The sequence below is a fragment of the Variovorax humicola genome, from assembly GCF_037889915.1.
Classification (GTDB): Bacteria; Pseudomonadota; Gammaproteobacteria; order Burkholderiales; family Burkholderiaceae_C; genus Variovorax; species Variovorax humicola.
Genome location: NZ_JBBKZV010000001.1, coordinates 652,650 through 665,275, shown reverse-complemented (window position 1 = coordinate 665,275; position 12,626 = coordinate 652,650). Strand labels below are relative to the sequence as shown.

Sequence of the window (12,626 nt, the reverse complement as noted above, 5' to 3'; positions counted from 1 at the left end):
AGGGCCATGGAGCAAACAATTCCAAGCTTCGACGAAGCGATCTACCCGGCCTACAAGGTGGTGGCGCTGGTCGATGCGCTCGCTGAAGACGGCATTGGTCCGGCACAGGCGCTCGATGGCAGCGGCATCGCGGAAGACCGCTTGCATGACCCGGCCACACGCCTCTCGTTCCGGCAGATGCAGGTGGTCTATCGCAACGCGATGCGAATGGCGAAGAGTCCGGACATTGCGCTTCGCGCGGGCCAACGCATGCACATGAGCGCATGCGGCATGTACGGTTATGCGCTGCTCAGCAGTGCGACGCCGATGGAAGCCTGCCACTTCGCGATCCGCTATCACCAGATCACAGGGCCGGTCACGTCGATTTCCTTCGACATCGGGGACGACGCCGCCGTATGGCGCATCGAACCCTTGTTCACCGTCGATGTGCAGGACGAGATGTACCGGTTCTCGATGGAGTTCCAGTTCAGCATGAACCACACGCTGCTGAAGGACTACTTTGGCGCCGGTTTCAGATTGCGGGAGTTGCGAGGTGCCTACCCTATGCCGGCCCACGTCGCGATCTACAAGAAGGTCTTCGGCGTCCCGGTGCGATTCGGCCAGGCCTACAACGAGGTGATCCACGACGTGTCATGGCTGGAGCACCAACCGGCCTACTCCAACAAGATCACGCACGCGATGGTGCGCGAAGTTTGCGAGCAGGCGTTGCAGAGCATGAAGAATCCGCTCGGCCTTGCCGGCAAGGTCCATCAGCGCTTGCTGTCACAACCGGGCCGATTTGCAAACAGCGATGCCATGGCCAACGAGTTCGGACTGAGCGACCGCACGCTGCGGCGCCGCCTCGAAGCGGAACACACTTCGTTCCAGCAGATCCTGCTCGACGTGCGTCGCCACCTGGCCATTCGCTACTTGCGCGAAACGCCGATGTCCAACGAGGAGATCGCGGACCGGCTCGGCTACAGCGACGCAGCCAACTTCCGGCACGCCTTCAAGCGCTGGACGGGCAAGCAGCCGAGCCTCTATCGGCAGGCGTCCTCAGTCGATTGAGCTGAACGCCTCCAGCCTCCTACTGCATGAGTTGCGCCTGCGGAACCTTCCACGTGCCGTCGAGGATCGCCTGACGTGGCTGGTACATGCGCACGGTGTAGTTCCACCCCGGCATGATCGGCAGGCAATTCGGCGTTGCCGCGTCGCAGTTGCCAAACTGCACGGTGAAGGAGCCGTCTGCGTTCGCCTTGGCGGTCAGGTTGTTGAGCGAATACGCGCCGAGCGCATTCTTTTCGAAATAGCCTTCGCGGTTGTAGACCGAAATGGACCAGAAGCCATCGACGGGCACGTCCCTCATCGTAAGCCGATACGCGGTCTTGCCGTCGTTGCGTTCCGGGTACGCGCTCACGTAGTCTGCGGCGGTCCTGGGATTGCCGCCCCATCCAATCGCGGTGCCGATCAAGTGGTCGATGGGATTGACCTGCTCCTTGGAGCCGAATCTGTCTTCGCCGCTGCCGAGAGACCCCAGCACATTGAGCGCGCCGCGTGCCTTCGACTGCGTCGCCTGGTCCCAGCGCGGAACCTCGAAGCTTCCAGCGCGGGATTGCTCGACACCGACGGCGTCCTGCACCTTGTTCGCCGCTTCGATGTCGTTCGCGTCCTGCGCATTCACCAGCGTGCGGATGAGGACGAACACATAGCGCGTGCCGACCTTGTCCGCCGTGTAGGTGTGACGACCCGGCGCGTAGACCACCTCCGTCGTGTAGTGATCCTGAGAGATGACCTGCATCGACATGTAGCGCTTGCCTGCATCGGGCAAGGTGATCGTGACAGGCCCGGCCTGCAGGTCGAAGACGCCCGAGGAGTACAAGGTGTCGCGGTTCATTCGCACGACTTTCTGGTCGTCGATGGCCGCGGGTTGCCGTGCGTGGTTGAGCTTTCCGAACGCGCCCTGCTTGACCGTCCGGCCGAAATACAGGTCGGTCTCGGCTCGCACAAAGTTGCGGGCGTTGACGGGCACCGGCTTGTCATCCGCAGCCCAGGTGGTGGCGACATTCGTCGTCAGGGCCAGGCCTGCAAGGCCCAGCGTGCTCCATTGAACTTGCATTCGAAATTCCTTTGCAATTGACTATTGGGCGCGGTCCTGGATCCGCTGCCAGAGGTCAAGCCTCGCCTTCAGCGGGTCCGTTCCGACGATAACGCCCGGGTTGGTGAAATGCAGGAGTCGGTCCGTCGCCGGATCGTGGCGCGGCCACTGCGGCCGGCTATCGCCGTTCGGATCGCCGGTGAGACCGAACGCGGCCCAGTACGCACTTGCGAGGTCGCCCATGGCCTTGTCGGTCGCCGTCACTTTGTCGCCGACGAGGGCGCCGGGAATGTCCAGCGTGAAGGGAATCTCGAAGCCGTGCAGCGTGCCCATGTTCTTTGCGCGCTGCGCTTGCGACACGTATGCGAAGCGGTACAGCCACACCGGCTGCCCGGCGCGTGCCATTTCATTGGCGAAGTGCCTGGCGGGCTCGACCATTGCGCGGTCTGCAAAGACTTGTTGTTTCAGCTCGTCCAGCGACTGGTCGCCGCGTGGGTCATAGAGCTTTCTCGCAGCTTCCGCATCGCTTCCGAACAGTTCGAACAACTGCTTCTTGCTGCTGGCAACCCCGACCGGAAGATCACGATCGTTCGCACCGATGATGACTGGCACCATGGCCTGATGGCCGGCCTTCAAGGCTGCCTCGGGCCGTTCGGTCAGGAACTGGCCGTCGACGATGGCCATCGCCATGCCGGGCGGCGTGCGCCCCTGAGACAGCGCAGCCACGGCCTGTGGACCACTCGCGCCGGCGAGAAGCGTCTCCACGGGCAAGGCCCGCAGCCTTGCAAGCACGGTGGCGTTGCCGCCCTTGGCGCCAACCGTGCCCGCCCAGTCGGATGCCATCTTCTCGGCTTGCGAAAGATCAGTCGAGGGGATGACCTGAGCGCGCGCACCCGGCGTGCCGGGCGATTGCAGGATCGCGCGATGGAACAGCCCCCGCGACAGCGGCGACACCATGTGTGCCAGCACCGAACCGCCGCCCGCCGATTCGCCGAAGATGGTGACCTGCCCCGCATCGCCGCCGAATGCCGCAATGTTGCGCTGGACCCATTGGAGTGCGGCGCGCTGGTCCATGTAGCCGTAGTTGCCGCGCGGCTCGCCGGGTGCTTCCTGCGCGAGTGCCGGATGCGCGAAGTGGCCAAGCCGGCCAAGCCGGAAGTTGATCGTGACGACCACGATGCCCTGCGCCGCCAGTGCATCCGCCGGATAGATCGGCGCCCCGCCGTGCACCATCGCCCCGCCATGGATCCACACCATCACAGGCAACGGCTTGTCGGTGGTTGCGGTGGGCCGCCAAACATTGAGCGTCAGGCAATCCTCGGACTTCGGCACCGGGTCAGCCTGAAGACAGGCGGGCCCGAACTTGCTGCCATCCTTGACGCCACTCCAGCCCACCACAGGTTGCGGATTGCGCCATCGCAGCGGCCCGACCGGCGGCGCGGCGTAAGGAATGGCCTTCCAGCTCACGACCCTGTCGGTGACCAGGCCGCGGATGGCACCGCCCTCGGTTTTCACGAGGGCCGCATCCGTGCCCGGCTGGGCAAGCGCTGGTGTGGCGGCCAAGGCCGCAATCGTCAGAAAGGCAAGACTTGTTCTAAAAAATGCATGCATGACTACCTTCTTGGGCATCGGGTGGGAAATGGTTGTGTGCAGGCAAATTTCGATGCGCAACCAGCGTCGAACAGTATGCGACGCAACACGAAGCGGATGGCGGCGGACATGCATGTCGGCTGGCCATGCGCGGCCCTCAGGGGCGCGCCAACTGGTCTAGCGTGAGCGCCGCCATCGCCCTCGCGCCGATCGCCATCGCGTCTTCGTCGAAGTCGAATCCCGGCGTATGCAGAGGCGAAGCGGTCTGCGCAGTCTTGCCTTTGGGCGTCGCGCCCAATCCGAAGAACACGCCTGGGACGACAGCCTGGAATTCTGCGAAGTCCTCTGAACCGCTGGCCTTCGGCGCCACGATTGCCTTGTTGTCTGTCACTGCACGCAACACCGGCGCCGCGGCCTCGGTCAATGCGGGCTGGTTGACCACCGGAGCATATGCCACGTTGGTGAAACTCACCTCGGCTTTTGCACCGCTGGCCTGGGCAATCGATTCGGCAGTGGCAACAATGCGCTTCTTCGCGTCGGCGCGCATGGCGGGGTCAAAGGTGCGCAACGTGCCGAGCATTTCGACGCTGTCCGGAACAATATTTTCCCTGTTGCCGCCATTGATGGCACCGATGCTGAGCACGGCAGGCTCCTTGACGATCTCGAGCTGCCGGCTGACGATCGACGCAGTCCCGTGACGATCTGCGCCGACGCGACGATCGGGTCGACGCCGGCCCACGGCTGGGCGCCATGAGTCTGGCGTCCGGTGACCTTGATGCGGAATCCGTCTGCACCGGCCAGGGCCGGACCGCTTCGATAGGCGATGGTGCCGGTCGGCAGCGATGGCGTGATGTGCAGGCCGAAGATCGCATCCACCTTGGGGTTCTGAAGCGCGCCATCCGCGACCATTGCACGGGCCCCAAACGGAGCATTCGGATCGGCCGGCTCTTCAGAGCGCCCTTCCTCCGCCGGCTGGAAGATGAACTTGACACTGCCGCGAAGCTGCGAGCGCATGCCGGCAAGAATCTCGGCCGCGCCCATCAGAATCGCGACATGGCCGTCGTGGCCGCATGCGTGCATCACCGGCGAGACCTGGCCGAAATTGCGCGCCGTGACCCCGGACGCGAACGGGAGTCCGGTAATCTCCCGCACCGGCAGCGCATCCATGTCAGCCCGAAGCGCGACGACCTTGCCCGGCAGGTCGCCCTTCAGCAAGCCAACGACACCGTGACCGCCGACGCCGGTTCGGACTTCGAGCCCGAGCGCGCGCAGGTGATCAGCCACCAGCTTCGAAGTACGTACCTCCTGTCCCGACAGTTCGGGGTGCTGGTGGATGTCGCGCCGCCAGGCGACCATCTTCGGCAGGAGGGTATCGGCGCGCCGCCCCAGATCCTGCACCTGCTCCGCGGTGAGTCCCTGGGCAGTCGTTGGGGCGGAGAAGAGCGCCATCAGGGCCGCAGCAGCGGCCGCGTGTCTGATTGAATGTCTAGTCATCGGAATATTTCATGAGTTGCTGTTGGTCTGCCGCCTCGTGGCGGCGGCCTTCCGAAGCCTGTGGATCAGAAGGCGTGCCGAATGCCGAAGTCGTAGCCGTAACCACGCCCCGCCCGATAGCCCGGTGCGAAGGAATTGAGCGTGTTCGTATAGCCCGGCCCCGTATCGGCCGAGGAAACGTTTACCACCGGGATGGCAGCACCGTTCTCATTGCTTGTCAGTGCGAAGGTGGCATACAACGCCGTGCGCTTCGACAAGTTGTGCACGTAGCCGATGGCGTACTTCTCCGCCTTGGGCGCGGGCGTGTTCGCCGGCACCGCCCCATAGCGTGTGAAAGTGGAAAACTCCCCCTTCACCTGTGAATACGACGCCTTGATCAAGCCCACCCCTACCGGGATCGTCAAGCCAACGAGAAAGTTATTGGTCCTGACGTCCGGTACGGGACTGAGCGCCGGCGTGAGCGGGAAGGCGCCGATGTTCGCGAAGTCGGTCTTGACGTCGACCTTCGAGTACTCACCGAAAAGTTTCACCAGGTCGAAGTCGTATGAGGCACCGACATTGGCCGTGGTCACGCTGGTGGTGGAGCCGTAGTGGTAGTTGTCAGCCACGGTGCTCATGCCGTAGGCCACTGCCACATCGAGCGGGCCATTGGCGTAACCGAATCGTCCACCGGCGTATCGGCCCGTGCGCGCGTTGTTCGATGTCGCCGGGTTGTCCAGCAGCGCGTCCGAGTTGACGACCTCGTTGAACGCATACATCGCTTGACCGTAGAAACCGCCCAGGCCGGCGGGCAGGAGATAGCCTACGGAATTGGACTTGCGCGCGTAGAAGCCACGATTCAGCGACAGGGTAGGAAACGCACTGCCCAGCATCTGCACGATCAGGCTGCTGCCGGAGCCGGAGGTCTGGAACGGATCGAAGACCGCGTCGTTCCAGAAAGTCGGGTTGTAGTCACGGCCCAGTCGCAGTTCTCCGAAAGGTCCGAGCAGGCTCACCGTCGAGCGTCGGTCGAAGTAGAGGGCCCCGCGACCCACCGTTCCCACGTCGCCCCACATCGAGGACTCCAGCCAGAAGCCGGCGGCCAGCCCGCCTCCAAGGTCTTCCTGGCCACGAAAACCCACGCGTCCACCGGCGTTTCCACCATTGGACAGCGCCCACTGGTTCTGCTGGAGGTCCGGCTTCGGTGTCGCAGGAACGGTTCCGTTGTTCTGATACTTGCTGGTTGTTTCGTAGTAGCTGACGCCGATGTCGACGACGCCGAACAAGGTCACGGTCGATTGCGCCGAGGCGGAGCCGATGGCTGTCAACGCAGCCAGGGCAATGAGGTTTTTCTTCATGGATGATGCTTTTGATGCAGGAAACTTCCCGCCCCCTGGCAAGCAGGAGGCGAAAGATGGGAAATGTTTGTCGGGACGGCTATTGCCGCATCAGTCCAGCGTCGTGCCGGTATCGCGGATGGCCTTCACGATGATCGGAAGGCGGGCCTTGTAGGCGGCCGCAGCTTCGGCCGGCGTGTTGCCCATCGACTCCATGCCGAGGGCTTCGATTTGCCGCGTCATCTCGGGACTCTTGACGATCGCCGCCACTTCGCGTCCCAGCCGCTCAATGACCTCTCGTGGCGTCTTCGCCGGTGCGAGCAGCGAGTACGGGCCGGTGAGCCTCAGGACATCCTGGTTGAAGCCGCTCTCCGCGAAAGTGGGAACCTCGGGCAGGCCGGCGGCGCGCGTCGGACCCATCGTCGCCAGTGCACGCAGCTTGCCGCTGACCAGGTGCGGCTTGAGCGCCGTCACCGTGCCGCAGGTCATCGCGACCTGGCCGCCGATCAAATCGGCGAGCATAGGAGCCTCTCCCTTGTAGGGCACGTGCAGCGTCTGCGTGGCGAAGTTGAGGTCCATGAACGACTGCACCATGTGCGGCTGGCTGCCGTTGCCCCACGAGCCGATCGTCAGCGCGCCCGGCTTGGCCTTGGCATAGGCGAGCAATTCGCCGAAGTTCTTCACCGGCAGCGATGCGTTGACGACACAGACGACGCGCGGCTGTGCGATGTCGCTGATGAGCAAGAGGTCGGCCTGCGGGTCATACGGCAGCTTCTTGTACAGCGCGACGGCCTGCGCAATCGGCGCCGGCGGCGTGAGCAGCAAGGTGTAGCCGTCGGCAGGCGCCTTGGCGACGAAGTCCGTGCCCAGGTTGCCGCCGACGCCGGGCTTGTTGTCGATGATGACGGGCTGCCCCAGCCGTTTGGACAAGGCCTCCGCGAGCGGTCGCGCCAAGGCGTCGGCGGCGCCACCGGCGGTCAACGGCACGACTATCTTGACCACCTTGGTGGGCCAGGCCTGCTGTTGCGCTGTCGCGGAAATGCTGGTTCCTGCCAGCAGCAGCCCAAGGCAGGCCGCGATGGCGGCAACGATGGGGCGTCTGCGGCGCAGAGCGACGTGAACACGGGACATTTGGGATCTCCTCGAAATTGTGATGCGGTGGGCGTGCGGTGTTGGGCAGTGGTTCCCAATGAGCTCACGCGCATCGCCGTATCGGCGGCGGTGTCCACCGGCCATCCAGTGCTTCGGCCTTAGGCCAGTACAGCCTCAGGTTCATCGTGAACGGGCCGCTGGCCGGCGCGGGCAGCCAGTTCGACTCCTTGTCCTTGCCAGGTGACTTGCGCTGAATGTGGATCTCGAGCGAACCATCGGCGTTGAAGTGCAGCGGGTCGCGGTCGCCGATGGCGTAGCGATTCATCGCATTGGCGGCAAAGAGCTGACGCTGGTCGTACATCGTCAGCGACCAGAAAGCACGCACCGGCGGCAACTGCTCTTTGGAGAAGCGAAGTACGTAACTCGCGTCGCTCGACAGGGTCCGGCCGTCTTCGTCGGCGAACGCGCGCGGATACACCGCGTCCTCGATCGGATTTGCGCCAAGCCCCGCAAAGGCGATCGCCGCGCGTGCACGGTAGTCCGCTCCATAGGTACCAATCGCCGTCAGGTTGGTGCGCCAGCCGTTGTGCCGCACGCCCATCGTGGCCAGCGCGTTCTTGACGAGGGCGAGCGCCGGCCCGGCGGCCGCTTCGAGTGCCTGCCGCACTTGCAGCGTCGCAGTGGCAAACGAGAACGGCCGGCCGGGCTCGATGCCGATGCGCGCCAATCGGTGCAGCATGGGGTAGTCGTTCGCATGCGGTGGGTTGAGAAACATCAGCTCGACAAAAAGCTCGAAATACGCCTGCGCGTCGAGCTTCTCGATGGCCTCCACTGGTGGTGTTGCCAGGTCCCATGACGGGTCGAGTGCCGAAGGCGGCGCTGCGCAAGGCTTGCCAAGGGCGCGGAGTGGCGTTGCCGTCAAGCCGGCCTGAAAGCGGTGGACGTTCCGGTAGTCGGCCGCGCCGTTGGTTTGCGTTCGGCCGATGATCCAGCCGGACGCAGTCGGGCTGCGCACCAGCGTCGTCGCGTGGGGCACCTCGCCTTGCCACGTAGGGCCCGCGACGACGATCCGCTGCGCGGCGTTGCCGGTGGTGCGGCTGCCTGGCACGGCGAAGGTGTCGCTCCAGGCGTCGAGCATCTGCAGCAGGTAGTAGCGGTCGCTCGAGTCGGGCACGTTGATAACCAGCGGCTCGCTCGATACGTCGAACCAGAGGATCGAATACAGGGTGTCGGCGTTGGGCCGCACAACCATGTCGAAGCCCGCGTCGGGAAATGCGCTTCGGTGGGCGAACTTGTTCATCGGCGCGGCGTCCGGGCGGCCGAGGCTCACGCGGCGAGTCAGTTCGAGCATCACCGCGGGGTACGCGTAAACGTAGGCCTCGACGGCAATCTCGCGCGCCTCCTCGGGCGACAGCCAAATGTCGGTCGCCGACGCGGCGAGTGGCGCTGCATCAGCAGGCACCGTGGCAAAGGACTTCATCATGGGATTGAATATGGATGGCTTCAAATTAAGCGTTTGTATTAAACACCAACGCCATCGAATCTGACAATCCTCCAAAAGCAGGGTTTTCCAGAATAGAAACCTGCCAGTGGTCTCACAGGTGACTGTGTGCCGCGACCGCGCGCTTGCTCGACCTGTACAAGTTAATACGACATATCACCCAGGCGACAATGCGGGACTCGACTCTGGCAGCGACGGAGGCGGTTTTGTAGCGGGCGGCGCCTCAAGCTCAAGCAACCGCCGCTGCGGTGGGATCCATCTGCTCTGTCGCGACGGACAGGGCCAATGAGAGAGGTGGTCGCGGCGGGAAATTGCCGCACACAAGCCTCGCGGGCTCGTTGGCCACTGCGCGGCATCGGGCCGGCCTCGGCTTCAAGCCGGGGCCCCCGTAGCCTCAGGCCTAGCTGAAGTAGCGGGCCATTCCTGTGCGCTTGGCTCGAGCGAGGGTGCGGTGGCTCGCGCCAGCGCGCGTGACGGGGGCCTGAAGCCCGTGAACACAGTAGTCCACAAGATCGTCGACCATCGCCGCATCGCGAAGGGTCGCCCCTTCTTCCCGCACCCATCGCGCGACCGCGTACACCACGTTGTCCGACATCCAAACGATGCGCTGGTCGAGCACAGCGGGCGGCAAGTCCTGAAGCGCGGCGTGCAACAGGCGGCGTGCACGGATCAGCGCCCCGAGATTGGCAGCCTCGACGATGTCGCTGCTCATAAGGCTCGGGCTGAACGTCGTCTGGGCGAGCACCTGGACGTAGTAGCGGCCCCACGGTGTCTCACGCACCGTGTCCGTCAAGGCTCGCACCATGGCCGTCACGATGCTGCGAGCGTCATCGCCTCGGCCGGCCGCCTCTACCGCATCCAGGTGCACGTGGCGAAGCGCATTGACATGGCGAAGTCGCCGGTTGATCAAGCTAGCCAGCAGGTCGGGCAGCTTTCCGAAGTGGTAGAGAACTGCAGCGCGGTTCTTCTGTCCGGCTGCAGTGACGATGCTGTGTGTCGTGACTGCTTCGATCCCTTTTTCAGCGAACAGGCGTTCTGCCACTTCAAGTATTCGGGTGGCCGCGTCGGATGGTTCCGCACCCTTGTGGAGAATGTCCAGGGGACCTTGAACCGGATGCTGGGGCTTGCTGGGCATGGTCGACGACGTACGCTGGAGATAAAAGAAAGAAGGAACAGGCCGGTAATATAAGGGCTTACTACGGGGAAAGCGTGGCGTCAGAAGACGATACGGCGCGACGCTCAATAGACCGTCATTGATGTCGCCGGTGCTATCTTGGTGTGCGCGCAATGTTGCGGCCAACGTCTGCTTGTGACGCAAGACCCGTCATGGCAGGCTGGCGCGCGACTTACGGGTTGTGGCCGCGAGTACCAGTTCACGCTGTACCAGGCGTGCGCCGCCAGCGAGCGCGATCAGGGCAGCCGATGCACACCGGTGCGCGAATCGCCATATTCGTTCGCGGTGGGCGGGCGACTCGGCGATTCCACGAACACGATTTCGATGGCCGAAGGCTGCATGGCCTGGCTATGCGGATCGACATGCTCGATGCGTGCCAACTTGGGCGCCGCAAACTCGGCAAGTTTCGCCAGCAAATCGAGCGCCCTCGCCGGGTCGGGTGACCGTCCGCAGGCCGGATCACCGTTCGCGACCGAATCGAACCAAACTAAAATTCGGTCGGCGAAGGCTCTTAGCAGCGCATTGACTGTCTCGCGAAACTCGCGCGTGACCAGGTTCGGCGTTCCCTTCTGCCGGCCGCCGGACTTCCGGGAGCCGACTGGCTTGCCGCGCTTGCATGCTGTGTTCACGAGTGGATTGTGGAACGGCGTCGCTGCCCTGCAAAGGCCGGTGGCGCAGATTTGCGCATGTTCTCTTTCCGGTCCACAAGCCCTACTTCAGAAAATGAGCCGTCTGATCTCGTACTACGCCAATCAGCATTGATGCAGCACAACAATTGCTTGGACCCGATGCCTGTTCGAGCCACTGTTATCGCTCGGCGGATCAGGCCTCCACAATCGGAAGCACGCTAAAAAACGTAGTACGAAAAATCGCTGCCACCGGATGATTTTATGTTTGCATTAATCACGTCCCCAGGCTAGGCCCCGCGGGGCTGCCAGCGGCGCCTGTTCCCGTGATGGGTCGCCGCGGCGGCGAAAAACGCGCAGATGGTACCGGCGGCAAAAATGGGGGTGGGGGTGTCGCCACATCGTGCGGGCGAGGCACATTTTGCAGGGGCGGGGGCAGAGCGGATAAGGATTTCCTTTTCCACAGCGGGGTGTGCCCCCGGCCGCGTCTTGAACGGCGCGGTCCCATACGAAGCACTGCCGGGCCTGTATGGGACCCAAATCTGTAGTTTGCCGCACGACGCTGTGCTTGGGCGTGAAGCTGACGAACATGGCGGGTAGCATCTGGCGTGCTGCTGCGTCGAGACGGACGCACAGCTGACGCGACAAGGTTTTGTGTAGCTAGCTGTGTAGCCAGTCGCTATCGCTACAAGCCACCGGGTAGATTGTTGATATTTATAGGTTTCTTCTCGATATGCGCATTGCCACCTGGAACGTCAATTCCCTCACCGCCCGTCTTCAGCATGTGCTCGACTGGCTGATCACCAATCCAGTCGACGTGCTCTGCTTGCAGGAGCTGAAGTTGACCGACGACAAGTTCCCGCTCGACGTACTCAAGTCGGCCGGCTACGAGGCTGCGGTGTTTGGCCAGAAGACCTACAACGGCGTCGCCATCCTGAGCCTGAAACCGACGCGCGACGTGGTGAAGAACATCGCCGGCTTCGCCGACGAACAATCGCGCGTGATCGCCGCCACGGTCGACACGCCCGTAGGTGAAGTGCGTGTGGTCAACGGCTACTTCGTCAACGGCCAGGCGCCAGGCACCGAGAAGTTCGAATACAAGATGAACTGGCTGAACGCGCTGCGCGAGTGGGTGCGCCAGGAGATGGCGGCGCACCCGAACCTGGTGCTGCTCGGCGACTTCAACATCGTGCTCGAAGACCGCGACAGCTTCGACCCCGTCGGCCTGGCCGAGACCATCCACCACACGACGGCCGAGCGCGACCAGTTCAAGGCGCTGCTCGCGCTGGGCCTGACCGACGCATTCCGCCTGTTCGACCAGCCCGAGAAGAGCTATTCATGGTGGGACTACCGCATGCTCGGTTACCAGAAGAACCGCGGCCTGCGCATCGACCACATCCTCGTCAGCGCGCCGCTCGCGCCGCTCGCGAAGAGCTGCGTGATCGACCGCGTTCCGCGCAAGTGGAAGACACCCAGCGACCATGCACCGGTAATCCTCGAGTTGTAGCTTCAGCGTGAGTGCGTGCGTGAGCGCGCTGTCGGGGGCTTTGTCCAGAAGCACAAGGGGCAAGCCATCGCCTTCGAGGGCGACGGGACCGAGTGCGGCGCGAAGCTCATTTCGACCTTGAAGGGCTGAGAGAGCGCCCAGGAATCCAGGAAGGCCCGCCTTGGCAGGCCTTTGATAGACCGTTCAGGACCGCCTGCGTCCGTTGCAGGGCCGCCGCCGCCCGTTCCAGGTGGCGGCAGCGCGCGGGCGTCG

At 63.7% G+C, this 12,626-nt stretch carries 9 protein-coding genes and 1 pseudogene; 2 read left to right on the top strand and 8 right to left on the bottom strand.

Going from position 1 to position 12,626, the window contains the following annotated elements:
• Positions 1-6: 6 nt before the first annotated feature.
• Positions 7-1,047 carry an AraC family transcriptional regulator gene (locus tag WKW80_RS03185; RefSeq protein WP_340362060.1) on the top strand — a complete coding sequence of 347 codons (1,041 nt, stop codon included), beginning with the start codon at positions 7-9 and terminating at the stop codon, positions 1,045-1,047.
• A 19-nt stretch (positions 1,048-1,066) separates the two neighbouring features.
• Here WKW80_RS03185 and WKW80_RS03180 read toward each other — a convergent pair whose 3' ends face one another.
• The 8 genes and pseudogenes from WKW80_RS03180 to WKW80_RS03140 form a co-directional block, all read right to left on the bottom strand.
• A complete protein-coding gene (locus WKW80_RS03180) occupies positions 1,067-2,095 on the bottom strand; it encodes a DUF1254 domain-containing protein (protein ID WP_340362059.1) in 1,029 nt (342 codons plus the stop codon).
• Between the two features lie 21 nt (positions 2,096-2,116).
• Entirely contained in the window at positions 2,117-3,637 is a 1,521-nt protein-coding gene (locus tag WKW80_RS03175) for a carboxylesterase/lipase family protein (protein WP_340362058.1), read from the bottom strand.
• A gap of 184 nt (positions 3,638-3,821) precedes the next feature.
• Positions 3,822-5,158, bottom strand: a pseudogene (locus WKW80_RS03165) (amidohydrolase).
• A 65-nt stretch (positions 5,159-5,223) separates the two neighbouring features.
• Entirely contained in the window at positions 5,224-6,495 is a 1,272-nt protein-coding gene (locus WKW80_RS03160) for a porin (RefSeq protein ID WP_340362055.1), read from the bottom strand.
• 90 nt (positions 6,496-6,585) lie between these two features.
• Positions 6,586-7,605, bottom strand: coding sequence for a Bug family tripartite tricarboxylate transporter substrate binding protein (locus WKW80_RS03155; protein WP_340362054.1), 1,020 nt, complete (start codon positions 7,603-7,605; stop codon positions 6,586-6,588).
• A 64-nt stretch (positions 7,606-7,669) separates the two neighbouring features.
• Complete coding sequence (locus tag WKW80_RS03150; RefSeq protein ID WP_340362053.1) at positions 7,670-9,124, bottom strand: DUF1254 domain-containing protein; 1,455 nt, start codon at positions 9,122-9,124, stop codon at positions 7,670-7,672.
• Positions 9,125-9,467: 343 nt separating this feature from the next.
• Positions 9,468-10,367, bottom strand: a complete 900-nt coding sequence (locus WKW80_RS03145; RefSeq protein WP_340362052.1) for a TetR/AcrR family transcriptional regulator — start codon at positions 10,365-10,367, stop codon at positions 9,468-9,470.
• Positions 10,368-10,477: 110 nt separating this feature from the next.
• Positions 10,478-10,870 carry a hypothetical protein gene (locus tag WKW80_RS03140; RefSeq protein ID WP_340362051.1) on the bottom strand — a complete coding sequence of 131 codons (393 nt, stop codon included), beginning with the start codon at positions 10,868-10,870 and terminating at the stop codon, positions 10,478-10,480.
• 730 nt (positions 10,871-11,600) lie between these two features.
• Here WKW80_RS03140 and xth point away from each other — a divergent pair.
• A complete protein-coding gene (gene xth, locus WKW80_RS03135) occupies positions 11,601-12,374 on the top strand; it encodes an exodeoxyribonuclease III (RefSeq protein WP_340362050.1) in 774 nt (257 codons plus the stop codon).
• Positions 12,375-12,626 lie beyond the last annotated feature (252 nt).